Origin of the sequence: Micromonospora sp. NPDC047707 (genome assembly GCF_040704235.1) — a bacterium.
Taxonomy (GTDB): Bacteria; Actinomycetota; Actinomycetes; order Mycobacteriales; family Micromonosporaceae; genus Micromonospora.
This window is the reverse complement of the sequence record NZ_JBEYSU010000008.1, coordinates 64,852-90,101: the sequence shown is the minus strand read 5'-3', so window position 1 is coordinate 90,101 and position 25,250 is coordinate 64,852. Positions and strand designations below refer to the sequence as shown.

Genomic DNA, 25,250 nt, shown 5'->3' with positions numbered 1-25,250 from the left:
ACCGTCAGACGCGGGTGATCCGGACAGCGTCGGCGATGACGTAGCCGGTGCCGCTGGTCCACCGGCTCACCCCCACCGTGTTGCGGTCGCCCGCGGAGAGGGTGAACACGCCGAGCGACACCCACCGGCCGCCGTTGAGGCGCTGGTTCACCCGTACCGTCTGGCTGCCGTTCGCGGTGGCCACGACGTACGGGGTCGAGTCGTTGTAGCCCGGGTCGGCCGGGTACCAGACCGACACCCGGTAGGAGCCCGTCTCCGGTAGGGCCGCCCGGAACCAGGCGACGTCGCTGGTGGGGGTCGGGGTGGCGAACCGGTAGTCGGCGCCGTGCCGCTGGCCGGAGTACGTCGACGTGCCCCAGTTCGCGCTCACCGTGAACCGCCCCGTGGTGGTGTTGTCGATCGTGCTGTCGAACCCGTCCGGCGGTGGCGGGGTGCCGGTCGAGACGTCGAGGTAGTCCCGGTCGATGTAGATCCGTACGCCGCCCCAGGTCTCGTAGCTGTCACCGGTGTACTGGTGGATGCGCTGCCGGGCGGCGTAGTGGGCGTCCGGGCAGTAGTCGCCGGCGTCGGTGTCGGCCACCCCGTTCCACCAGGCGAAGAAGAGGTGGTCGACGCGGGTGTAGCGGCTGTCGTGGTAGGCGTCGCACAGGTCCCGGACCCCGGAGGATCCGCTGGAGTACATGCCCGAGAGGTAGCCGAGCGCGTGGAGCCGGTCGGTCCAGCCGGACAGGTACGACAGCACGGCCGCCTTGCAGGACTCACTCGACGGGTAGTGCTCGATGTCGTTGTAGATCACGCTCCCGGCGGGGATGCCCAGCGCCTGGGCCGCGCTCACCGCGGCGGTCGCCCGGGTCGTACCCTCGGACCGGGCCGTGGCCGGGTCGTACGACATCTTCGGCGTACGGGTGCCGCACGGCGCCTGGCGGTCGAGTTCGATGGGAATGAGGTGCCAGCCGTTGCCGGTCTGGTTGGTCACCCAGCTCGCGGTCAGGTTGGCCTGGGTGCAGGAGCGGCTGGAGCCGCTGATGTAGATGCCGATCGCCCGGTAGGGCGAGGCGTTCCGCCAGGCGTCCATGGTGGACTGCGACGGGGCGGTGCACGTGTCGAAGCCCTTGCCGGTGTAGGTGCCCGGCTGCGGGCCGGACGCCGCCGACGGCGTCGCCGTGGCGGGTCCCGCGCCGGTGCGAACCGGGCCCGTCGGCGCCGGCCTGGCGTCCGGGCCCAGCCGGGCGGCGGCGAGGACCCGGCGGACCACCGGCTCGGTGTCCGGCGTGTGCAGGGCGGTGACGAGCACGCCCGCGTCGCGCACGGCGATCCGGATCGTTCCGTCGCGGGACACCGGGTTGCCCGCGGTCGCCGTTCCGCTGTTCGTGATCGCGGTCTCCGCCGTGAGCCGGTCCGCGGTGACGGAGTCGATGGGCTCGATGATCAGTCCTGCCGTTCGCCCGACGGGCCGGGTGGGGCACCAGGGCTCGTCGCCCGGATGGCCGAGGTAGACGGTGGGCCGGTCGAACCGGACGCACGCGTGCGGGTCGGTGGACAGGTCGACGACCTGCCAACCGGCGGGCACCGTCAGGCGGTAGCCGCGGTAGCTGACGGCCCGTTCGTCCGACGGGGCCGCCGAGGTCGGTGTGGCCGAGGCGGCCAGACCGGCCACGGCCATCAGGCCGGCCATGATCCTTCGCATCCTCATCGACGCCCCTCGGTAGGAAGTTTCATGCCCAATCAAACCCTTGGCAGATTCCTACCACCTGGGCGTCGTTCGCGCTAGAGACGGCTGTCGATGTCTTCGCGAGCGGGGCATTTGCCGGCGACCGTGATCGGTAATCTGGGCGGGTGCCCCCACAGCTCCCTCACCCCGAGCCTGGCGTGCCGGACACGAGGGGGCCGATGTGGTACATCTGGTGGCTCGTCCGCTGCCAGCCGTGGCGGGTGCTGCGCGGAGGCCTGATCGGCACGGCCTGGATGCTCGGGTTGGCGGTCCGGCCGTACCTCGTCGCCCGCGCCATCGACGACGGGTTGCGCGCCGCCGACCGCCGGGCACTGCTGTCGTGGGTGGCCGCGATCGTCGTGGCGGGAGTGGGCCTGGCGTACCTGGGCATCATGCGGCACCGCACGATGACGTTCGTCCGGGAGGACGCGTCGGCCCGCTCCGCCGCCGTCCTGCTGCGACACCTGTCCCGGATCGGCGCGGTGCTGCCACGCAGGCTCGCCGCCGGGGACGTGGCCACCGTCGGCGGCGCCGACATCACGCACACGTCGGCGGTGCTGACGATGACCGGGCCCGGCGTGGGCGCGGTCCTCGCGTACGCGTTCGTCGCCGTCCTGCTGTGGTCGGTGTCCCCGCTCCTCGCGCTGTTCGTGCTGCTCGGAGTGCCCGCGATGGTGGTGGTCGTGGGGCCGCTGCTGCGCCGCCTCGAACGCGTCGAGTCGGTCTACCGGCACCAGCAGGGCCTCCTCACCACCCGCGCCGGTGACATCGTCGCCGGGCTGCGCGTCCTCGCCGGCGTCGGTGGGCGCGGCCTGTTCGCCGGCCGGTACGCGGCCCGGTCCCGCCAACTGCTGGCCGAGGGGTACCGGGTCGGCGCCGTGAACAGCTGGATCGAGGCGCTGACGATCGTCATCCCGGGTCTCTTCCTGGCCGCCGTGGTCTGGCTGGCCGCGCGGATGGCCGCCGACGGCGACATCACGATCGGGCAGATGATCGCCGTCTACGGGTACGTGGCGGTCCTCATCGTGCCGGTCTGGTTCCTGCTGGAGGGCGGCTACCAGCTGATCCGCGGCCGGGTCGCCGCCCGGCGGATCGTCGCCCTGCTCAACCTGACTCCGGACGACGCCGCGCCGCCGTCGCGGGCGATCGGGGCGACCGTCCCGCCCCCGCCGGACGGCCACGCCGACCTGCACGATCCCGCCACCGGGTTGACGGCACCCGCCGGGCGGCTGCTCGCCGTCGCCGCCGACGACCCGGCCGAGGCCGTGGCGCTGGCCGACCGCCTCGGGCGGTTCGTCGCCAGCGACGTGACCTGGGGCGGCGTACCGCTGGCCAGGATCGCGCTCGACGACGTGCGCGCCCGGATCCTCGTCGCCGACCACGACTCCTACGTCTTCGCCGGGACGCTGCGGGAGATACTGCGCACCCGGGCGGGCATCGGCGACGCCGACATCGGAGCTGCCCTGCGGGCGGCGTCGGCCGAGGACGTGGTCGACGCCCTGCCGGACGGGCTCGCCACGCCGATCGGCACCCGTGCCCGCACCCTCTCCGGCGGCCAGCGACAACGCGTACGCCTGGCCCGGGCCCTGCTCGCCGAACCGGACGTGCTGATCCTGGTCGACCCGACGTCGGCCGTGGACGCGCACACCGAGGCGCGCATCGCCCAGCGGCTCCGGGCGGCGCGGGCCGGGCGGACCACGGTCGTGCTGGCCACGTCACCGCTGCTGCTCGGGTGCGCCGACACGGTCGCGTACCTGCGCGAGGGCCGGATCGTGGCCGCCGGCACCCACGTCGAGCTGCTCGACCGGGATCCGGGGTACCGGGCGCTGGTGTCCCGGGACAGCGCGTCCGCCGACGTCGACGGGGCGGTGCGGTGAGCGGCCTCCCCGTCGCGGACCGGGCCGTCGTCCGGCGGGCCGCGCTGGACCTCATCGCCCGCGACCGCCGCGCCGTCGCCGTCGTGCTGCTGCTGCACGGTGCCGCCGCGATCGCGGGGCTCGCCGCACCGTGGCTGCTGGGCACGATCGTGGACGAGGTCGCCGCGGGCGCCGGCGCCGCCGCCGTGGACCGCCTCGCGTTGGCGATCGGCATCTGCGTGCTGGCCCAGGGGCTGCTCACCCGGTACGCCCAGTACGCCGGCCACCGCTTCGGCGAACGCGCCGTGGCCCGGCTGCGTGAGGACTTCGTCTCGCGGACGCTCGACCTGCCCGTCTCACTCGTCGAGCGCGCCGGCACCGGCGACCTCGCCACCCGCAGCTCGGTCGACGTGACGACCGTCGGGACCACCGTCCGTGACGTGGTGCCGGTCATCGTCATCGCCTCGGCGCAACTGTCGCTCCTCTTCGGCGCGATCTTCCTGCTGCACCCGCTGCTCGGCCTGGTCGCCCTGGCCGGGCTGCCGTCGATCGTCGCGGTGACCCGCTGGTACCTGCGTCGCGCCAGGCCGGCGTACCTCGCCGAGGGGGCCGCGACCGCCGAGCTGACCGAGGCGCTGACCACGACCGCGGAGGGCGCCCGCACCGTCGAGGCGCTCCGCCTCGGCGGCGACCGCGTCGCGTACGGCACGCGGCGCATCGGCCACGTGTGGGCCACCCGCCGGGCGACCCTGGCCCTGCGGTCCGTCTTCTTCCCGGTGGTGGAGGCGAGCTACCCGCTGCCGATCGCCGCGGTCCTGCTCGTCGGCGGCTTCTTCCTGCCCAGAGGCACGGTGACGCTCGGTGAGGTGGTCGCCGCCGCGCTCTATCTCCAGCAGGCGATCGACCCCCTGGACCGGCTGCTGCAGTGGATGGAGCAGGCGCAACGCGGCCTCGCCTCGTTCGCTCGCGTGCTCGGTGTCGGCCCGGAGAAGGCGCCGGGGAACCCGTCCCGCTCCGGCCCGGTCGCCCCGGCCGCGGTCGGCGTACCGGAACCACGGGGCGCCGCGTCCGTGCCCGCCGGACAGCGGCTCGTGGTGCGCGGCGCGAGATTCTCGTACGCCGACGGCCATGACGTGCTGCACGGGATCGACCTCGACGTACGCCCTGGCGAACGGCTCGCCGTCGTCGGCCCCTCCGGCGCCGGGAAGTCCACCCTCGCCCGGTTGCTCGCCGGCATCGACGCGCCGCGCGAGGGTGTGGTGCGACTGGGCGACCGCCCGGTCACCGACCTGGACCCGGCCGAGCGGCGCCGCCGGATCGCCCTCGTCACGCAGGAGCACCACGTCTTCATCGGCTCGCTGCGCGACAACCTCGCCTTCGCCGCGCCGGGCGCGGCCGACGGGCAGATGCGCTCCGCGCTGGTGGCCGTCGGCGCCGACTGGTACGCCGACCTGCCCGACGGCCTCGACACGCACGTCGGCGACGGTGGCCGCGAACTCGGTGCCGCCGAGGCGCAACAGCTCGCGCTGGCCAGGCTCGTCCTCGCCGACCCGGACATCCTGGTCCTCGACGAGGCGACCGCCGCGCTCGATCCGACAACCGCCCGGCGTACCGAGCGGGCGCTCGCCGCCGTCGTGACCGGCCGTACCGTCATCGCCGTCGCGCACCGCCTCAACACCGCGCACGACGCCGACCGGGTGGCGGTGCTGGAGGACGGCCGGATCACCGAACTCGGCAGCCACGACGAGCTCATCCGTGCCGGTGGCGCCTACGCCGCGCTGTGGCGCTCCTGGCACGGATGAGCAGACACCGGCACGGATGAGCAGACACCGGCACGGATGAGCAGACACCGGTCACCGCAGAGGTGACTCGATGGCCTCGATGATGCGGGGCCGGAGTTCGGCGGCGCGGATGACGGCGTCGACGGAGCCGACCTCGACAGCGCGCTGGATGTCGTGTACCCGGTCGAACTCCGTGGCCACCTCGCCGAGCTTCTCCGCGCGGACCGACGAGCGGAGTTCGTCGAGTTCGGCGGTCAGCGCGGCGCGGTCGGCGCCGGAGGCGGCCACGGCGCGGGCCTCCAGGTCCCGCACGCGCGGATCGGTCGCCGTGCGGGCGTCGACGTCGCGGGAGAACACCACCGCGGCGGCGGGAGCGCCGCCGAGCACCGAGGCGAACGAGCCTTCCAGCGCCAACACCGTCATGTTGGGGTTCAGCGCCTTCGAGAACACCACGAACGCGCCGCCGTGGTAGCGCGAGATCACGCAGAACACGATGGGCCCGCGGAAGTTCACGATGGCGCGGCCGATCTCGGCGCCGTACTCCAGTTGCAGCTTACGCATCGATTCGGGTGACCCGTCGAAGCCGGACAGGTTCGCCAGCACCACCAGCGGCCGGTTGCCGCTGGCCGCGTTGATCGCCCGCGCGGCCTTCTTCGACGACCTCGGGAACAGCGTGCCCGCGGTGTAGGTGTCGGGGCCGTCGGTGGGCGGGAAGCCGCGGCGCGGCACCGACCGGGACTCGATGCCCAGCAGGCACACCGGGATGCCGCCGAGGTGCGCGTCCTGCACCACCGCGGTCTCCGCGTCGGCCATGCCGGCCCAGCGTTCCAGCACCGGGTGGTCCTGGTCGGAGAGTGCCCGCATCACGGTCCGGATGTCGAACGGCTTCTTCCGGTCCGGATTGGCCGCGGTGGAGAAGATCTCGCCGACGGTCGTGAAGTCGCTGCCGGCCACGTCGTGCGGAAAGTCGGAGATGTCGCGGTCGACGGGGTCGACGGTGGTCGCTCGCCGCGGCGCGTCCTCGCCGGGCGCGACGTACGTGTGGTCGTAGTGCGCCATCAGCACGTCCCGCGCGGCGGGCAGGTCCGGTGCCCAGTACTGCGCCTGGCCGTTCGGCCCCATCACCCGGTCGTAGCCGCCGATGCCGAAGTTGTCCTCGGCGGACACGCCGCCGGAGAAGTCGAGCGACTGCTTGCCGGTGAGCACCATCGCCGAGTCCGGGGTCATCACCAGGACACCCTTGGTGTGCATGAGCATCGTCGCCTCGGCGTTCCAGTACGGCTGCGCGCCGACGTTGATGCCCGCGACCACGATGTTGATCTCGCCACCGTCCTGGGTGAACTCGACGATCCGCTTCAGCGCCGCCGCCACCCAGTCCATGTTCTCCGTGCCGGACGTCATGGAGATCCGGGCGCCGGCGGACAGCGCGTACCACTCCAGCGGCACCCGCATCCGCTCCGCCAGGTCCAGTGCGGCGATCACCCGGCGGCACTCCGGCTCCGACAACGCGCCGAGCGACTTCGTCGGGTCACCGAGCAGGACGACCCGGGTGACCCCCTGCGGGTGCCGCCGCGTCGGCGTGGTGGCCACGCCGGCGACGATCGCCGCGCTGTTGCGCCCCTTGGGCCGGTCGACCGGCACCAGCGCGTGGTCGTCGTCGAGGTCGTGCTCGACGAAGTCGCCGAGCAGGCGGGTCAGCTCGTACGGGTACACCGTGTTGCGGGCGCTCGCCCGCAGCACCTTCAGCCGGTAGTCGTCGAGGGGCTCGACCGGCTCGACCGGCGGCTCGCCGATGGCCAGCTCGGCGCCGCCGGTGACGTCGAAGGAGATCCGTACGCCGATCTTGGTCAGCTCGCCGGTCTTCGGGTCGCGCTGCCGCGCGATGAACAGGATCTCCTCCAGCCCGGCACCCGCGGTCGTCGGGCGCACCCGCCCGGCGATCATCTCCATCTCCTCGCGGGTGAGCTCGCTCGGCGGCCAGACGTAGATCACGACCCGGTTGGTGTTGAAGCGGGTCTTCGACGGTCGCCGCGACCGGGCGCGGCGGATCGAGTCGAGGCACGCCGCGACGGCGTCCTCGGTCGTCGGCAGCGCGACCAGTCGCCCGTCGTGCTCGCGCAGTTCGGTCAGGTCGCGCACCTGCGCGAACGCGACGAGGCGTTCGTCGGACGGGTTCTCCCGCGCCACGCACTGGAAGAGGTAGACCTCCTCGTCCGACGACGGCAGCCGGGTGAGGTCGAACTTGTGCAGCCGCTCCAGCTGCATCCGCTGCGCGATGTACGGGTGCAGGCCGCGGATCAGCCGTTCCTCGCTCATCCCCGCGCCGGTGGGGCGGAACGTGAAGTGGTGGTGCATCACCGCTCCACCTCGGCCCGCGACGGTGGTGGTGACCCGGCGTACCTGGCGCGGCAGCGGGTGCGCGGCGATGACCTCGAGCAGCGCGGCCGCCATCGCGTCGAAGTCCTCCGGCTGGTTCTCCCAGGCGAGGTAGATGTCGGCGTCGATGGAATCCCCGCCGCCGGCCAGTTCGGCGAGCCCGCGCAGCGCGCCGGCGAGCGCGTCGAAACCCACCGCGGCGGAGACCACGGTCGAGTCGGTACGCTCGGCGACCACGAACGTGCAGCCGGCGGTCGTGCGGGCGCGGACGCTGGTGAGCGCCTTGTTGCCGTAGTAGCGCCGGGTCAGCACCTCCAGCATGACCGTGTTGTCGAGGTGGTCGCGGATCAGCCGCTGGCCGAGCAGCCGCACCAACGGCTCGGTGCTGCGGACCATCTCCGCGATGCGCTCGGCGCGGTCCGGGGCGTCCGGGTCTGCGTCCAGGTGACGCAGGTGCCCGCGGACCTGGGCGTAGACGCGGGCGCGGTTGCGGCGCAGCAGCGGCTGGGCGAACCAGGCGAACACCACGCCGCGGGCGAGGTCGGCGACCACGGGGAAGCGGACCTGTGTCGCGGCGACCAGCCGCTCCAACGCGAGGCCGGCGGGCTCACGCAGCGTCTCGTCCGGCGGCGGCTCCCGCAGCCACGCGCGCAGCAGCGTCGCGATGACCGTGGCGTCGGCGGACGCGCGTTGCTGGGCGAGGAAGATCCGGAACACGGCGGCTTCCAGCTCGGGGCAGCGCGCGAGGTCGGTGACCTCGTAGTGCCCGAGCGCCTTGGCGAGCCTGGCCTGGAACGCGCTCGGCAACCCGGCCCGCTCGACGTCGAGGCTCTGCAGGTAGGTGTGGAAGTACTCGCGGGCGCTGTGGACCTGGCTCCCGACACCGCCGTCCTCGCCCGTGGGCCGGTTGCGGCTCAGCTCGGCGAGGTCGGCGAAGACGTCGACCAGGTCGAGCTCCTCGGCCAGCGGCCGGTGGCCGTCCTCGGCGGCCGCCCGCCGGGCGGCGAGGTAGTCGTCGAGCACCCGACGGTCGTCGTGCGGGTCGACGTCGAAGCCGAGCAGCAGGCCGCGCAGATCCTCCTGGCCGCGCCGGGCGCGCTCGCGCGCCGGTACGTCCTCGGGCGCGGCGGGCAGGTCCAGCTCGACCGACCCGGCGGGCCCGGCGGCCACGGCCTCGGCGCCCTCGTCGGCGAGCGGCTCCAGCCGCAGCAGCGGCGCGCCGGCCTCCACCTGGCTGCCCACGGAGACGGCGCACTCCTTCAGCCGCGCCCGGAACGGCGCCCGCAGCACCGTCTCCATCTTCATCGCTTCCAGCACCAGCACCGGCGCGCCCGCCTCGACCTCGGCGCCGATTGCCAGTGGCGTGGCGACGACCAGGGCCGGCATGGGGGAGCGGACGACGCCGCCCTCGTCGCGGCCGACCCGGTGCGTCACGCCGTTCACCTCGACCAGGTGGATCGGCCCGTGCGTCCCGGTGAGCAGGCGGTACGTGACGCCGTTGACGGCGATCTGCCCGGTGTGCCGGTCGAAGCGGTCGAGCGTGACGTCGGCGGTGCGGACGTCGCCGCCCGCCTCGAGGCCGACGCGGAACCGGTGCGCGCCGACGCGTGCCACGCGCAGGCGGTAGCCGACGCCACGCAGCTTGAGGTCCAGCGGCCGGCCGCTCTGGTGCTGCACCTGCGGTCGACCGCCGGACGCCGTCGACAGCAGCCGCTGCCGCTCGACGCGTTCCTCCTCCTCGTACGCCTCGACGGCGGCGGCCGCCAGTGCGACGGCGGAGTGCCGGTGGGTGGCGAGACCGCCCTGCCCGCGGACGCGGTCGATCCAGCCGGTGTCCGCGCTGGCGTCGATCACCTCGGGCTGGTCGAGCAGGTCGAGCACGAAGCTCTTGTTCGTCGCGCCGCCCTCGATGATCACGGTGGTGTTCTGCATCGCCCGGCGCAGCCTGCCGAGCGCCTCGTCGCGGTCGCGACCGTAGGCGATGATCTTCGCGATCATCGAGTCGAAGTCGGCGGGGATGGTGTCGCCCTCGCTGACACCCGTGTCCACGCGGATGCCCGGCCCGGCGGGCAGGTCCAGCCGCGCGATACGGCCGGGGGAGGGCGCGAAGTCACGGTCGGGGTCCTCGGCGTTGAGCCGGGCCTCGATGGCGTGCCCGCGCTCCACCGGCGGCTCGCCGTCGAGCCGGCCGCCCGCGGCGACGTGCAGCTGCGCCTTGACCAGGTCGAACCCGGTGGTCAGCTCGGTGATCGGGTGCTCGACCTGGAGGCGGGTGTTGACCTCGAGGAACGCGAACAGCCGGTCACCGGGGTGGTAGAGGAACTCGACGGTCGCGGCGCCCCGGTATCCGACCGCGACGGCGAGCCGCTCGGCCGACGCCTTGAGCTCGGCCGCCTGCGCCGGGCTGAGCACCGGCGACGCCGACTCCTCGATGACCTTCTGGTTGCGCCGCTGCACCGAGCAGTCCCGGACCCCGAGCGCCCAGGCGGTGCCCTGGCCGTCGGCGATCACCTGGACCTCGACGTGCCGGGCGCCGGTGACCAGGCGCTCCAGGAACACGACGCCGCTGCCGAACGCCCGCGCCGCCTCCTGGCTGGTGCGCTCGTACGCGTCGGCGAGCTCGGCCTCGCTGGTGATCACGCGGATGCCGCGCCCGCCGCCGCCCGCGGTCGCCTTCAGCATCAGCGGGTAGCCGATCTCGGCCGCCGCGGCGCGGGCGGCGTCCAGGGTTTCGACCGCCCCCCGGCTCCACGGCGCGACCGGTACGCCGACCTCCTCGGCGATCAGCTTCGCGCCGATCTTGTCGCCGAGCTTGCGCATGGCCTCCGGGCTCGGCCCGACGAACGTCACCCCGACCTTCTCGCACAGCTCCGCGAACGCCGGGTCCTCGGCGACGAAGCCCCAACCGACCCACGCGGCGTCGGCGCCGGTCTCGACCAGCGCGCGCTCCAGCGTCTTCAGGTCCAGGTACGGGCGCGCCGACGCGGGACCCAGGTCGTAGGCGATGTCCGCCTCCCGCACGAAGGTGGCGGTACGGTCGACGTCGGTGTGGAGGGCGACGGTCTCGATCCGGGACCCGGTCTCGGCGGCCAGCTCCCGGACCGCGTGGATGAGCCGCATCGCGGCCTCACCACGGTTGACGATGGCGACACGGCTGAACACCCGTCCGACCCCTCCGGTAGACCCACAGGTACGCGCCGCGACCCCCCGGGCCGCCGGCAGTGATCACCCTTCCGCCTGCCGGCCGGCAGCGCCATGTCGTAACCGCCGAACCCTTCGCGGCGCAGTTTGTAGGAACCCCACAAGAGTTTTTGGCCATGCCGTCCCTGGTCGGGCCGCCTCCGTCGGGCCCGCGGACCTGGTCAGGGGCCGGTTTCGAGGCGGTGGACGGTCCGGGCGGCGACGGCGTGGAGCTTGTCGGGGTTGGCCACGTTGTGGATGCCCGCGATGCGGCCGTCCTCGTCGAGGTCGAGGGTCAGCGTGGCGATGACGCGGCCACCGCCGCTGAACACGATGCCCGGCCGGCCGTTCAGCTCGACCAGCTCGACGACCATGTCGGCGGGCTCCACGCCCTGGTAGGGGCGGGTGGCGATGCCCGCGAACCAGGCGGCGACCCGGTCCGCGCCGGTGACCGGGTGCATGGCCTGGCGGACCTTGCCGCCACCGTCGGTCCACAGCGTCACGTCCGGCGCGAGCATCTGCATCAGCATGTTGATGTCGCCGCCGGTGGCGGCGGCGAGGAAGCGCTCGGTGACCTGCGCCTGCCGCGCGCGGTCGGCCGGGAAGCGGGGCCGCCGGGCCTGCACGTGCCCGCGGGCGCGGTGCGCGGCCTGGCGTACGGCGTCCTCCGAGCGCTCGACGGCCTCGGCGATCTCGGCGTAGCTGAAGCCGAAGGCCTCCGTCAGCACGAACACCGCGCGCTCCAGCGGGGTCAGCGTCTCCAGCACCACGAGCAGGGCCATCGACAGCGCGTCCGTGGCGGCCACGTCGTCGGCGGTGTCGGTGCTGGTCAGGATCGGCTCGGGAAGCCACGGGCCGACGTACGTCTCCCGCCGGGCCCGGGCCGACCGCAACCGGTCGAGTGCCAGGTTCGACACGATCCGCACCAGATACGCCTTGGGGTCGGCCACCTGCGACCGGTCGGCCGCCGACCACCTCAGCCAGGCGTCCTGGACCGCGTCCTCGGCATCGGCCGCGGTGCCCAGGACGCGGTACGCCACGGAGAACAGCAGGTTCCGATGGTCGTCGAACACCTGCCCACGCCGGTCGGACGTCATCGCGTGTACCGGCCGCCGCGACGCCACGCGAACGAGCCCGCCGACGGGAACGTCTTCAGCCGGACGAACGACGGCCACGGCGACGAGCTCACCGTCTCCTTGTACCAGACCGCCGCGCGGCCGGTCAGGCAGAGCCTCCCGGGGCTGTCGTCGGGACGGGTGAACTGGACGACCGCGTCGCGCCGGCCCAGGCTGACCGGGACGTGGAGATAGCCGAACCGGAACCGTCCCGGCCGCCGGCCGGTCAGCTCCCGCGCGATCGACAGCGCGGCGTGCACGCCGGTCGGCATGCCGCTCTGGCAGGTGCCGTGCATGGTCCCGTAGCGCTGCCGGATGGCGGCCGCGTCACCGATCGCGTACACCTGCGGATGCGACACCGACCGCAGCGCGTGGTCGGTGACGATCCTGCCCCGCTCGTCGACCCGCAGACCCGCCGCGGCCGCCAGCGGCGACACCCGCACCCCGCTGGTCCACAGCACCAGGTCGGCCGGGACGCTGTCCCTACCGGCGAGATCCACCGCCTCGGGCCGTACCTTGGTGATCTCGACGCCGCTCAGGACGCGTACGCCGAGCCGCGCGAGCGCGCCCCGCACGTACGCCTTCGCCTTCGGTCCCATCGTCGACCCCGGCTCCTGCCGGCCGACGAGCACCACGTCCAGGTCGGGGTGCCGTTCGGCGATCTCGGCCGCCGCCTCGACGCCGGTCAGCCCGCTGCCGCACACGGCCAGGGTTCCGGTGCCCAGGTCGGCCAGCCGCCGCGCCAGGAGTTCGGCGTCGTACGCGCTGTTCAGGGTGTACGCATGGTCGTCCACACCGGGTACGGCGGCGGTGTCGGCGACCGCGCCGAGCGCGTAGACCAGTCGGTCGTACTCCAGCGACCGCCCGTCGTCGGTGCGGACGGTACGCGCGTCGGCGTCCACGCCGGTGACCCGGCCGCGCGCGAACTCCACCCCGGTGCCGTCCAGCAGGTGCGAGATGCGCAGGTCGGCCAACTGCTGCCCGGAGGCGGTCTGGTGCAACCGCAGGCGCTCGGTGAACCGATCGTCCGCGTTGACGACGGTGATGTGCACGTCGTCGCGGCGGGCGGTGCGAGCGGCCAGGCTGACGGTCGCGGCCATGCCCGCGTATCCCGCGCCGAGAATCACGATCCTGTTCATGTCCCTGCTCCTTCTCGCGGTGATGACGACCACGAGACGAGGGGGCGAACGCCGGCCGTGAAGCGGGGTGACGTGGATCACAAGGCGGCGTGCGGGCCGAACCGGGCGAGTTTGGTCGGGTTGAGGATGATCAACACCCGGGCGATCCCCTCGGGCGACGCGTCGATCGCGCAGAGCGCGACGGCGGACCCCGCCCGGCGGACGAGGACGGCTTCCTGGCCGTTGGACTCGACGACGTCCAGCGAGACGCCCGCGCCGTACTTTCGCACGAGACCGACGAGGTAGCGGGCGACGTTGGCCCGGCCGGTGACCGGCACCCGTGCCGCGCTGACGAGGCCACCGCTGTCGGCGTAGGACACGACGTCGTTCACGAGCAGCTTCTCCAGCCGGCCGAGATCGCCGGAGCGGGCGGCGCCGAGGAAGGCGTGGAGCAGCCGGCCGTGATCGGCGGGGGCGACCGGCATGTGCCGTTCCTCCGCGAGGTGGGTACGCGCCCGGCGCCCGAGCTGCCGGGCGTTCGCCTCGGTGATGTCGAGGACCTCGGCGATCTGCCGGAAGGAGTAGTCGAAGGCCTCGCGGAGCACGTACACGGCGCGCTCGGTCGGGGTCAGTCGCTGCAGCAGGAGGAGCAACGCGAGGCCGACGGCTTCGCCCTGCTCCGCTCGGTCCGCCGGGTCGAGCGACGTCTGGACGGGCTCGGGAAGCCACGGGCCGACGTAGGACTCCCGCCGGGCACGCGCCGATGTGGCCGCGTTCAGGGCGAGCCTGGTCGTCGTGGTGACGAGGAAGGCTGTCGCGTCCCGCACCGCGCTCCGGTCCGTGTGCTGCCACCGCAGCCAGGTGTCCTGGACGGTGTCCTCGGCGTCCTGGACGGTGCCGAGCATCCGGTATGCGATGCCGAACAGGCGGGGCCGGACGGCGTCGAAGGCCCGCACCGCATCCGTCAAGACCTCGCCGTGGGGCATGACGTCCCTTTCCTCCCACAAGTCACGGGCTGTCGGTAGTGTCGGATTCTTGTCGTCCACCTGATTCCAGCGTGCCGGTTGCCGCCTCAGCGACCGGCATACCCGTTCCGTGATTCGAATCGCCATCTGGGCGTCGGGCCGGGCTGTCACGGATCCCCGGGTCACCTGGTCCTTGATGGTGAACAGGGCGGGGCAACTCGCCGACGAAGCCGAAAGGCGCAGGACGAAGCACCGATCCGGTACCGATTCGCCGAGTGTGGTGAGAAGGAGACGTCGTGAGTTCATCTTTCAGCCGGTTCCCCGTCGCGGAGGGCCCCGGCTCGGTTTCGCAGGCGCCGCAGCTTCCGGCCGGGTTCACCGACACGTTCAGCAGCCGGTACGTGGAGGCCGGTGGGATTCGCCAGCATGTGGTGGTCGGTGGTGAGGGTCCGCCGTTGCTGCTGGTGCACGGGTGGCCGGAGAACTGGTACGCGTGGCGTCTGGTGATGCCGGCCCTGGCGCGGGACTTCACGGTCATCGTGCCGGACCAGCGGGGCATCGGGCTGACCGACAAGCCTCGGGACGGCTACGACAGCGCGACGCTGGCCAACGACCTGGCGGCGTTGATGGACGCGTTGGGTCACGAGCGGTTCGCCGTGGTCGGCCACGACACCGGCTACATCATCGGGTACGCCCTGGCCGCGGACTATCCGCACCGGGTCGAGCGGGTGGCCCTCGCCGAGATCCCGGGGCCGCCCGGGGTGGCGCCGGCGCCGCCGCTGTTCGTGCCGGCGGCGGTCAACAACCGGGTGTGGCACATCCCGTTCAACCGGGTCGACGACGAGTTGACCGAGAAGCTGGTCCGGGGCCGGGAGGACATCTTCTACGGCTACGAGTTCGCGATCCAGGGTGGCGAGCCGCTGCCGGAGCACGTCGTGAAGTACTACGTCGGCGTGTACTCGGATCCGGAGGTGCTGCGGGGCAGCTTCGGGCTGTACCGGGCGTGGGACGCCACCCTGGCGCAGAACGAGCAGCGCAAGACCCTGCCGCTGACGATGCCGGTGCTCGGCATCGGCGGCGAGAAGAGCTGGGGTGACCACGCCGGCCACGCGATGGAGGCCGCCGCGAACGACGTGCGGACCGTGGTCATCCCCGGTGCCGGGCACTGGCTCGCCGAGCAGGCCCCGGACGAGATGCTGGCCACGCTGACCACGTTCCTGGCCCCGTACCGGGACGCGCACGCGTCCGGCGCTCCCAGGTCCTAGTACTCCCACGTCCCGTCGCCGGGAGCCGCCGGCCGGAGTATCCCCGGCCGGCAGCTCCCCAGTCCCATCGTGTCGACCTTCCGCCCGGGCGGCGGGAGGTCCGGAACCGTCGGAAGGTGACCTGCCATGACCGACATCGGACGTAACCAGCCGAGCGCCCTCGATCAGATCCCGGACCGCGACCCCGAGGAGACCGCCGAGTGGGCGGCCTCGCTCGACGCCGTCACCGCGGCGGCCGGGCCGAACCGCGCCTCGTACCTGGTGCGCCGCACTGTCGAACACGCCGAGCGCTCCGGCCTCGTGCTGCCCAAGCTGCTGGAGACCGAGTACCTCAACACCATCCCGACCGCCGCCGAGCCGGAGTTCCCCGGCGACGAGGAGATGGAACGGCGCATCACCGCCTGGAACCGCTGGAACGCCGCCGCGATGGTGAGCCGCGGCAGCCGCCGGGGCCTGGGCGGCCACATCGCCACCTTCGCCTCCGCCGCCTGGCTCTACGAGACCGGCTTCCAGCACTTCTTCCGGGGTAAGGAGGCCGACGGCTCCGGCGACCAGCTCTACATCCAGGGCCATGCCTCGCCCGGTATCTACGCCCGCGCCTTCCTGGACGGGCGGCTCACCGAGGGCCACCTCGACCGGTTCCGGCAGGAGGCGGGCGGCGACGGCCTTCCCTCCTACCCGCACCCGCGCCGGCTCCCGTGGCTGTGGGAGTTCCCGACCGTGTCGATGGGCCTGGGTCCGCTGTCCGCGGTCTACCAGGCACGGTTCAACCGCTATCTGCAGCACCGTGGCATCAAGGACACCTCCGCCTCGCGGGTGTGGGCGTTCCTCGGCGACGGCGAGATGGACGAGCCCGAGTCGACCGCCGCACTCGCCCTCGCCGGTCGCGAAGGCCTGGACAACCTCACCTTCGTCATCAACGCCAACCTCCAGCGGCTCGACGGGCCGGTCCGCGCCAACTCCAAGATCGTCCAGGAGCTGGAGGCCCAGTTCCGCGCGGCGGGCTGGAACGTGGTCAAGTCGCTGTGGGGCACGGCCTGGGACGACCTGTTCGCGCTCGACACCACGGGCGCGCTCGTACGCCGGCTGCGGGAGGTCCCCGACGGGCAGTTCCAGACGTACGCCGCCCGGGACGTCGCCTACATCCGGGACCACTTCTTCGGCGCCGACCCGGCGCTCGTCGAGATGGCGAAGGTGCTCACCGACGCCAAGATCGCCGAGTGCTTCCACTCCTCCCGGGCGGGCCACGAGCCACGCAAGGTGTACGCCGCCTACCGGGCCGCGGTCGAGCACCGGGGCGCGCCGACCGTGATCCTCGCGCAGACGGTCAAGGGTTGGACGCTCGGCTCCGGCTTCGAGTCACGCAACGCCAACCACCAGATGAAGAAGCTGACCGGTGACGAGTTCCGCGCGCTGCGCGACCGCCTCGAACTCCCCATTCCCGACCACCGGCTCGACGACGAGGTGATGCCGTACGCCCACCCGGGCGCCGACTCGCCGGAGGTCCGCTATCTCCACGAGCGTCGGGCCACGCTGGGCGGACCGGCCCCGGCCCGCCGGGTCCACCCGGTGGCGCTGCCCCGGCCGCCCGCCAAGCCCTTCGAAACCCTGGCCAAGGGATCCGGCAACCAGGAGATCGCGACGACCATGGCCTTCGTCCGCCTGGTCAAGGACCTGATGCGGGATCCGGAGACCGGCCGGCGCTGGGTGCCGATCGTCCCGGACGAGGCGCGTACCTTCGGCATGGAGTCGCTCTTCCCGACGGCCGGGATCTACTCGCCGCGCGGCCAGACCTACGACCCGGTCGACCGCGACACGCTCCTGTACTACAAGGAAGCCACGAACGGGCAGATCCTCAACGAGGGCATCACCGAGGCCGGTTCGATGGCCGACTTCACCGCCGCCGCCACGTCGTACGCGACCCACGGCGAGCCGATGATCCCCTTCTACATCTTCTACGCCATGTTCGGCTGGCAGCGGACCGCCGACCAGATGTGGGCGCTCGCCGACCAGCTCGGCCGTGGCTTCCTCATCGGTGCCACCGCCGGCCGGACGACCATGACCGGCGAGGGCCTGCAACACGCGGACGGCCACTCCCACCTGATCGCCTCCACCAACCCGGCGGCGATCGCCTACGACCCGGCGTTCGCCTACGAGATCGCCGTGATCGTCCGCGACGGTCTACGCCGGATGTACGGGCCGGACGCGGAGGACATCTTCTACTACCTCACCGTCTACAACGAGGCGAAGATCCAGCCGCCCATGCCGCCGGGCCCGGCCGTCGAGGAGGGCATCCTCAAGGGCATCTACCGGTTCCGGGAGGCGGACCCGCAGCAGGTGGCGGCGGACGCCCCGCGTCTGCAACTGCTCGCCTCCGGCACCGCCATCCACTGGGCCCTGGAGGCCCAGCGGCTGCTCGCCGCCGACTGGAACGTGGCGGCCGACCTGTGGTCCGTCACCTCCTGGAGCGAACTGCGCCGCGACGCCCTGGACTGTGACGCGGCGCTGCTCAAGGGCGAGGACCGGATCCCCTACGTCACCCGGGCGCTGGACGGCGCACCTGGACCGGTGCTCGCCGTCAGCGACTGGATGCGGGCCGTCCCGGACCAGATCAGCCAGTGGGTGCCGCAGGACTGGCATTCGATCGGCACCGACGGCTTCGGCCTCTCCGACACCCGCGAGGCCGTCCGTCGTCACTTCGGGGTCGACCCGCAGTCGGTCGTGGTCGCGGCCCTCGCGGCCCTGGCCCGGCGCGGCGAGGTCAAGCCCGAGACCGTTCAGGAGGCGCGCGAGCGGTACGGAATCGGCTGAGACGGAGCCCATCCTGCACGGGACGGGCTCCGTCGGTCATCGGTCGGGTCCACCCGGCTGCCGTCTCCGGACCGGCGGCCGGGCCGAGCGGCTGGCGGTGACACAGCAGAGGGCGGTTGCCGCGCGAGATCGCCGAGGCGCTGCGCCTCGGCGCGTGCGCGCCCCCACGAGGGGTGACACATGAGAGACCTCCCGGCTCAGCGAAGCTCCTGGATGCGCACCAGGTTGCCGGCGGGATCGCGGAAGGCGCAGTCGCGGATTCCGTACGGCTGCTCGGTCGGCTCCTGGACCACCTCGGCGTCGGCGGCCTGCACCTTGTCGAACGTCTCGTCGAGGTTCCGGGTGGCCAGCAGGATCCAGCCGTAGGTGCCCTTGGCCATCATCTGGGCGATGGTGCGGCGCTCGTCCTCGGTGACGCCGGGGTCGGCGGCCGGCGGCGCCAGCAGGATGGACGTGTCGGGCTGACCGGCGGGGCCGACCGTGATCCAGCGCATATTGCCCTGCCCGACGTCGCTGCGGACCTCGAAGCCGAGGGCGTCGCGGTAGAAGGCCAGCGATGCGTCCGGGTCGTCATGCGGGAGGAAGCTCGTGTGAATGGTGATGTCCATGACGATCATGCTAGGCGCGGCTCCCGGGCCAGGGCTTCTCTCTTCCTGATCGATCCGGTCTCGGCCGGGTGCCGCTCCATCCCGGCCAGCCCCACCGCGGCGCGCTCCCGGACCACTGCGTTGCTCGCGTCGGCGCGGTGGACGGAGGTCAGGCGGAGCCCGGTCGGGTCGGACAGGTCGGGCAGCGCGAGCAAGGTGCCGTCGGGCAGTGCGGTCACCGCCGACTTGAGGTGCAGCACGTCGCGCAGCGGGACCGGGAGCACCGTGCGCCCCCGGGTCGCCAGGTGCGCATCCAGCTGGGCGATGCCCCCGCCGTTGGTGCGGCCCCCTTCGCCCACGTACACGGTGCTGCCGACCTGCAGCACGTCGCCGCCGTCCAGCGTCCCGGGAGCCGCGACGCGCACGACCTCCAGCCCGGCCTCGCGTACCGCCTTCTCGTTGCCGGCGGTCTCCGGGCGGCGCTGCGGCGCTCCCGGCCGGGTGATCACCGCGAGGTCGTCGTAGACCACGATGGTGTCCTCGACGAACACCGAGTCGGGGCAGTGGTCGGCGGGGGAGACCTCGTGCACCTGCCAGCCGGCGTCGGCGAGCGCGGCCCGGTACGCGTCGTGCTGACGCCGGGCTCGCTCGACCTCCACGTCCGTGCGCTCGATGTGGGTGACCAGCCCTTCGGCCAGCCGGGCGCTCGGTCGCCGGACCAGGGCGGTGCCTCGCGTCATGCCCCGAGTCTGCCGTGCGCCGTCGGTGAGCTCAAGCGACGAAGCGGGCACCGACATCCAGGGCCTCTCGATCCCTGGACACGCGTGACCTGGCTGCCCGCCGACGCCGGTGTGACGGTGGTTTCCGTTCGCGGAAACACCGTCTACCAGGGAGTTGTTGTGAAGAGCGTGACCGTGCCCGAACTGACCGGAAAGCTGGCCGTGGTGACCGGCGGCAGCGACGGCCTCGGCCTCGGCCTGGCCCGTCGCCTGGCGGAGGCCGGCGCCGAGGTGGTACTTCCGGTTCGTAACCCGGACAAAGGTGCCGCGGCGGCCGAGACGGTACGGGCGGCGGCGTCCGGGAGCACCGTCTCCGTCCGGAACCTCGACCTCGCCTCACTCGCCTCGATCCGGGCATTCACCGACGGGATGCGCGACGAGGGTCGCCCCGTCCACGTCCTGATCAACAATGCCGGGGTGATGGCCCCGCCGATCCGGCACGTCACCGGGGACGGCATGGAACTGCAGTTCGGGACGAACCACATCGGCCACGTGGCGCTGACCGCCGGCCTGCTGCCGCTGCTGCGGGCTGGGCAGGCGCGGGTCACCACGATGTCGAGCAGCGCGGCCCGCTACGCCAAGATCGACTGGACGGACCTGCAGGGCGAGCGGAAGTACTCGGCGGTCCGGGCGTACAACCTCTCGAAGCTGGCCACCCTGCACTTCGGCCTCGAACTGGACCGCCGCAGCCGGGCCGCCGGCTGGGGCATCAGCAGCAACGTCGCCCACCCGGGCACCACGATGACCAACCTGTACGCCGCCGGTCCGAACCTGGGGCGTTCCCGCCCGTCCCCGCACGAAGCGGTCCTGCGGCGCCTGCTCCGCTGGGGCGTCCTCGTCCAGACCGTCGACGCCGGCCTCCTACCCGCCCTGTACGCGGCCACCCATCCGCAGGCCCGGGGCGGCCGGTTCTACGGCCCCGACGGCCTCGGCCAGTTCACCGGCGGCCCGACCGAACTCGCCGTGTACCGCTCGGCCCGCAATGACGCGGACGCGGCCCGGCTCTGGACCGTCTCGGAACAGCTGGCCCAGGTCGAGTTCGCCGGATGAGGACGCGGGCCGGGGACGCGCCCCCGGCCGGCCGCGTCGACCACGACCGACGGCACCACCGCACCAGGAGGCACCATGGACCGCGCCCGACTCGCCGACTTCCTCCGTACCCGGCGTGAGGCGCTGCAACCGGAGGACGTCGGGCTGCCCCGGGGGCAGCGACGGCGGCGCACCGGGGGGCTGCGTCGCGAGGAGGTCGCCGCCCTCAGCGACATGTCGACCGACTACTACAGCCGGATCGAGCAGCAGCGCGGCCCGTACCCGTCCGAGCAGATGCTCGCCGCGATCGCTCGCGGCCTGCGGCTCTCCCTGGAGGAACGGGACCACCTGTTCCGCCTCGGCGGGTACCCGACACCGCGGCGCGTCCGGCGCGTCGACCACCTCAACCCGGGGATGATGCGCATCTTCGACGGCCTCGGTGACGCCGCCGCCCAGGTGGTGAGCGACCTCGGCGAGACGCTGCGGCAGACCCGGCTCGCCAGGGCCCTGCTCGGCGACGAGACCGCGTACACCGGCCTGGCCCGCAGCCTGCACTACCGCTGGTTCACCGACCCGGACGCCCGGCGCCACTATGCCGCCGAGGACCATCCCGGGCACAGCCGCCTCATCGCGGCCGACCTGCACCGCGCGTACACCCGGGACGGGAGGGACTCGCGGGCCGGGGAGATCGTCGAGTCGCTGCTCGTCCGCAACCCGGAATTCACCGAGCTGTGGCGGGAGCATCCGGTGCCCGGGCCGTACTGCGGCCTGAAGCGGATCCAGCATCCGCAGGTCGGCCTCCTCGAACTGCACTGCCAGATCCTCGTCGACCCCGATCAGTCCCAGTCGTTGCAGGTCTTCACCGCCACACCGGGGAGCGAGAGCCACGAGAAGCTGCGGCTCCTCGCGGTCGTCGCCGGCCAGCAGCTCTGACCGGCCGGGACGGCGACGGGCTCGGAGGGAGCGCAGGACGCCTGTCGCCGGTCGTTCCTCCGGTTTGCGGTGGTAGCTCTGACAAGCGTGGTATTACTGCTTCTGCCCGGCGGAACCGGCAGGACAGGCGAGCGCATGACGACCAGCAGGGCGGACGGGCTGTTGCGGCGGCCCGGGGCGTCGCAGGCGACATTCCTGGAGCTGTTCTTCGACCTGGCTTTCGTCTTCGCGCTCGCGCAGCTCTCGTACGCGCTGGTCCAGCACCTCACGTGGAGCGGTGCATTCCAGGCGTCGGTGTTGCTGCTGGCCGTGTGGTGGGTCTGGTTCACCACGGCGTGGATCACCGAGTTGTTCGACCCGCACCGCCCCGCGATCCAGATGCTGACCATCGCGATGATGGTCGGTGCCCTGATGATGGCGGTCGCGCTACCGGACGCGTTCGGCACGCAGGGTCTGGTCTTCGCAGGTGTGTACGTCGCCATCCACATCGGTCGCGACCTTTTCCTGGTGATCGCTCTGCGGGGTCACGACCTTCGACGCAGCACGATCCGGGGACTGTTCTGGTTCGGCCTGTCCGCGCTGCCGTGGATCGCCGGGGCGCTCGTGCACGGTCCGGCACGCGGTGCGTTGTGGACCCTGGCGGTGGCCCTGGACTACGCCGCCTACGTGTTGCGGCACCCCACGCCCGGAATCGGCCGCACGCCCGCCGCCCAGCTGCCGAGCGCCGCCGAGCATCTGGCCGAGCGGTACCGGCAGTTCTACATCATCGCGCTGGGTGAGTTGATCCTGTTGGCCGGGCTGACGATGCGCGGCACCGGCTTCACCGGTTACCGGACCGTGGCCTTCCTCGTGTCGATCACCACTGCCGTGCTGCTGTGGCGGATCTACATCTTCCGCGCCGGGGAGTTGCTGTCCGCGGCCATCGCCGCGGCCCCCGACCCGGCCCGGCGCGCGCGATTCGCCTTCCACACCCACCTGACCATGGTGGCCGGCGTCGTGGTCACGTCCGTGGGCGCCGAACTCGTCATCGCGCACCCACTCGGGCACAGTCGGCCGGCCTGGGCCGCCGTCGTGCTCGGCGGTCCCGCGCTGTTCCTCGCCGGGCGGGCCACCTTCGAGTACGTGGTCTTCGCCCGCGTCTCCCGGAGCCGGCTGACCGGGCTGCTCGCGTTGGCCGCCCTGGCACCCGCGATGCCGCACGTGCCGCCGCTGCTGTCCGGTGTCGCCGCGACCGCCGTACTCGCCGGCGTCGCCGCCGCCGACGCGGCCCGTGCCCGACGGCACCCACCGGAGCCCCTGTCGCTGCGCGGCGCACGGCCGTAACGGCGGCGGCCCGATCACCTCGTCGCGTCGGAACTCATGGTCCGGCCCGGTCGGCCGGATCCGGCCCGGGATCCGTCGGCTCGCGGAGACGCTCGGCCAGCTCCCTGGTCGCCTCGGTGAAGGGCTCGTCCTCGTAGGGCCAGTGTCCCTTGATCGGTGGGGGGACACTGTCGCCGGGTGGGGCCACCAGGTCGCCGGGGTCCCGCAGGCGGCGGTCCACCGTCGCGCCCGGACCGGTCACGGTGACCGGCTCGTCCGGCCGGTGGGGCGAGAAGATCCATCCGCCGATGCCGTCGGTGTCGCGCCACAGGTTCAGCCATCGCCAGCCGACCCGATCACCCACCTCCTGCATCATGTCGTCGTCGATGTAGGCCGGGAAGAGGCGGGCGTAGAACCGGCGCAGTGGTGAGCAGTAGGTGAGCAGGGCGACCCGGCCGCTGACCTGGGGCGGCAGTTGGAGGATGGTGGCGGCGACCAGTACCGAGCCGTGGCTGTACCCGGCGATCAGGACCGCGTTGCCGCTTCCGACCAGGTAGGTGATGCGTCGTGCCAGCTCCGGCACGGCCCGTTCGGCGTAGCAGGGCGGCGCGAAGGGATGGGCGGCGCGGGGCCAGAAGGTGGCCAGGTCCCAGAGGACGCCGACGTGGCGCCGGAACGCGGCGGTCCGGTAGGCGAAGATTCCGCCGACGACCAGGCCGAGCATGGTCGCCGCGATCGTGTAGCCGCCCAACCGGATGGCGAAGTCGACCAGGCCGGCGGGCACCTGGACGTTCCGCTCGAGGGCGTCGCCGGGATACAGCGCCAGCAGGTCGATCGCGGTGGTTGCCGCGCCGAGCCCGATGAGGCCGGCGTAGAGCACGGCGAGCGGGAACAGCCGTTCGGTGAAGCGGGCCCGGACGATCGCCTGCTGCACCTGCCGCAGCCGGGGCATGGCCTCCGCGGGGGCGTCCGGGAAGTCGCGCGCGACGATCGCGGCCGCCGTGCGCGAGCGGCCGGGCCGGGAGATCAGGGTCACCAGGCCGGCGACGACCAGCGTGATCAGCGCCGCCCGGAAGAACCCGTAGATCGCCCAGGTGTACGCCCGGGGCGCGCGGGGGACCATGCCTTCGGCGGTTGCCGCGCTGCGGTCCAGGAAGTCGGCCGCCACGTGGACGATCTCGGCGGAGAACGCGACCGCGATACCGGTGGCGGTGGCCGCGGCCGCCAGCGTGCCCAGCCCGATGAGCGGCTGGCGACCCGGCTGCCGGCCCCGGCTGAACAGCAGCACGGCCGCCAGGCCGGCCAGCAGCCCGAAGTGAGCGACGAACAGGCAGGTGAGGGTCGACCCGTAGCCGGGCAGGCCACCCCCTTCGTGCCAGCGCGTCGGCGCGGCGAGAAGGTGGGCGGGGACCACGATCGTGAGACCGATGGCGATCATCCGCAGCACGCGGGCGGCCCGGTCGAGCTGCCGGTTCGCGGGTGCCTGATCGATCAGCGGGGGAGTGCAGAGCAGGGCGACACAGGTCGCCAGGACGGCCGCCGTTGCCACCGCCAACACGACGGTGGCGGCCGAGGCGCCCTGTGCCGCCCGCGCCGCGAGCAGGCTGACGTCCAGGGTGGCGAACGCGGCAGCGATGTGGATGGAGCGCAACCGTCCCACCAGCGGCTCGGCCTCCCACTGGCCGACTGTGCTGAGCGGGTGCCGGGACGCCGTGCCTTCCGGCGGACGGAACGCGGTGAACGCCCGTCCCGGGCGGGTGCTGCCCCACCAGATCAGACCGATGGCGGCGGCCGGGACCAGCGAGAGCACCGCCAACCGCAACCCGGCCGGTCGCTCACCCAGCCAGGACAACCAGTTGCGGCCGGACAGGCAGGCCGGGGACGACATGCACTGCCAGGCGACCAGATCCAGCGCGATGCCGGTGGCGGCCAGCACGAAGAGCACGGTCAGGGAGAGGCCCAGCACCCGGCACAGGGACCTGACCACGGCGTCGGAGGGCGGGTCTCCCGGTCGCATCCAGACCGCCACGTTGAGCAGCATGAACGGCAGCAGGAACAGCAGCGACAGGGTCCGGACCGCGGTGCCGGAGGGCAGGTCACTCCACCGGTACGCCTCGACGGTCGTCAGCCCGCTCGGGCCGGTGACCTCCGCGCAGGGGGGTCGGGGCCGGAAGAAGCCCGCGCTGCGATCCCCCGCGACCTGGTGCACGAGCGGGCGGGCCAGCACCTGGGCGGCGCTCGGGGCGGAGACCCCGTGCACCCGCAGCTCGACCACGTCATCCGGCCGCGCCGGCCCGCGCGGTCCCGCTGGCCCGTCTGACATCGACCCTCCGAGAACATCTCGGCAGTCCCAAACGCGGACGGGGTCCGAGGATGGTCCCCGGTCCGCCCGCGTGGCAGTCGCGTCTACCCGGCCCGACCGGCACTAACCCTGGGAAGATC

General features: G+C 72.9%; 15 protein-coding genes. 7 read left to right on the top strand and 8 right to left on the bottom strand.

Annotated features, from left to right (window positions below):
• Positions 1–4: 4 nt before the first annotated feature.
• The gene (locus tag AB0873_RS11675) at positions 5–1,693 is read right to left on the bottom strand and encodes a glycoside hydrolase domain-containing protein (RefSeq protein ID WP_366599620.1); all 1,689 of its coding nucleotides are present in this window, start codon (positions 1,691–1,693) and stop codon (positions 5–7) included.
• Positions 1,694–1,890: 197 nt separating this feature from the next.
• On the opposite strand from AB0873_RS11675, the gene AB0873_RS11670 reads away from it, so the two are divergent.
• A complete protein-coding gene (locus AB0873_RS11670) occupies positions 1,891–3,588 on the top strand; it encodes an ABC transporter ATP-binding protein (protein WP_366599619.1) in 1,698 nt (565 codons plus the stop codon).
• Positions 3,585–5,369 (top strand): ABC transporter ATP-binding protein, encoded by a 1,785-nt coding sequence (locus tag AB0873_RS11665; RefSeq protein WP_366599618.1) that lies wholly within the window; start codon positions 3,585–3,587, stop codon positions 5,367–5,369. The genes AB0873_RS11670 and AB0873_RS11665 overlap by 4 nt, the downstream gene beginning before the upstream one ends.
• A 51-nt stretch (positions 5,370–5,420) precedes the next feature.
• On the opposite strand, the gene AB0873_RS11660 is transcribed toward AB0873_RS11665, so the two are convergent.
• The 4 genes from AB0873_RS11660 to AB0873_RS11645 all read right to left on the bottom strand — a co-directional run bounded on the left by AB0873_RS11660 (position 5,421) and on the right by AB0873_RS11645 (position 14,105).
• Positions 5,421–10,886, bottom strand: coding sequence for a carboxyl transferase domain-containing protein (locus AB0873_RS11660; RefSeq protein WP_366599617.1), 5,466 nt, complete (start codon positions 10,884–10,886; stop codon positions 5,421–5,423).
• A gap of 200 nt (positions 10,887–11,086) precedes the next feature.
• Positions 11,087–12,001 (bottom strand): RNA polymerase sigma-70 factor, encoded by a 915-nt coding sequence (locus AB0873_RS11655; RefSeq protein ID WP_366599616.1) that lies wholly within the window; start codon positions 11,999–12,001, stop codon positions 11,087–11,089.
• On the bottom strand, positions 11,998–13,158 hold the full coding sequence (locus AB0873_RS11650; protein WP_366599615.1) for an FAD-dependent oxidoreductase: 1,161 nt from the start codon (positions 13,156–13,158) through the stop codon (positions 11,998–12,000). Before AB0873_RS11650 ends, AB0873_RS11655 begins: the two co-directional genes overlap by 4 nt.
• A gap of 77 nt (positions 13,159–13,235) precedes the next feature.
• Positions 13,236–14,105, bottom strand: coding sequence for an RNA polymerase sigma-70 factor (locus AB0873_RS11645; protein WP_366599613.1), 870 nt, complete (start codon positions 14,103–14,105; stop codon positions 13,236–13,238).
• A 293-nt stretch (positions 14,106–14,398) separates the two neighbouring features.
• Between AB0873_RS11645 and AB0873_RS11640 the strand changes: the two genes are divergently transcribed.
• Both AB0873_RS11640 and aceE read left to right on the top strand, forming a co-directional pair.
• Entirely contained in the window at positions 14,399–15,367 is a 969-nt protein-coding gene (locus AB0873_RS11640) for an alpha/beta hydrolase (RefSeq protein ID WP_366599612.1), read from the top strand.
• A gap of 126 nt (positions 15,368–15,493) precedes the next feature.
• Positions 15,494–18,178: a pyruvate dehydrogenase (acetyl-transferring), homodimeric type gene (gene aceE, locus AB0873_RS11635; RefSeq protein WP_366599610.1), complete on the top strand. Its 2,685-nt coding sequence runs from the start codon at positions 15,494–15,496 to the stop codon at positions 18,176–18,178.
• Between the two features lie 197 nt (positions 18,179–18,375).
• Here aceE and AB0873_RS11630 read toward each other — a convergent pair whose 3' ends face one another.
• Together AB0873_RS11630 and AB0873_RS11625 are read right to left on the bottom strand one after the other, a co-directional pair.
• Positions 18,376–18,786 carry a VOC family protein gene (locus AB0873_RS11630; RefSeq protein WP_366599609.1) on the bottom strand — a complete coding sequence of 137 codons (411 nt, stop codon included), beginning with the start codon at positions 18,784–18,786 and terminating at the stop codon, positions 18,376–18,378.
• A 5-nt stretch (positions 18,787–18,791) separates the two neighbouring features.
• Complete coding sequence (locus tag AB0873_RS11625; RefSeq protein WP_366599607.1) at positions 18,792–19,505, bottom strand: N(G),N(G)-dimethylarginine dimethylaminohydrolase; 714 nt, start codon at positions 19,503–19,505, stop codon at positions 18,792–18,794.
• A gap of 159 nt (positions 19,506–19,664) precedes the next feature.
• On the opposite strand from AB0873_RS11625, the gene AB0873_RS11620 reads away from it, so the two are divergent.
• The 3 genes from AB0873_RS11620 to AB0873_RS11610 all read left to right on the top strand — a co-directional run bounded on the left by AB0873_RS11620 (position 19,665) and on the right by AB0873_RS11610 (position 22,829).
• The gene (locus tag AB0873_RS11620) at positions 19,665–20,594 is read left to right on the top strand and encodes an SDR family oxidoreductase (RefSeq protein ID WP_366599606.1); all 930 of its coding nucleotides are present in this window, start codon (positions 19,665–19,667) and stop codon (positions 20,592–20,594) included.
• Between the two features lie 75 nt (positions 20,595–20,669).
• A complete protein-coding gene (locus AB0873_RS11615; protein WP_366599605.1) occupies positions 20,670–21,506 on the top strand; it encodes a helix-turn-helix transcriptional regulator in 837 nt (278 codons plus the stop codon).
• Between the two features lie 135 nt (positions 21,507–21,641).
• Positions 21,642–22,829 (top strand): low temperature requirement protein A, encoded by a 1,188-nt coding sequence (locus AB0873_RS11610; RefSeq protein ID WP_366599604.1) that lies wholly within the window; start codon positions 21,642–21,644, stop codon positions 22,827–22,829.
• Positions 22,830–22,863: 34 nt separating this feature from the next.
• Here AB0873_RS11610 and AB0873_RS11605 read toward each other — a convergent pair whose 3' ends face one another.
• Positions 22,864–25,131 carry a hypothetical protein gene (locus AB0873_RS11605; protein WP_366599603.1) on the bottom strand — a complete coding sequence of 756 codons (2,268 nt, stop codon included), beginning with the start codon at positions 25,129–25,131 and terminating at the stop codon, positions 22,864–22,866.
• Between the last annotated feature and the right edge of the window lie 119 nt (positions 25,132–25,250).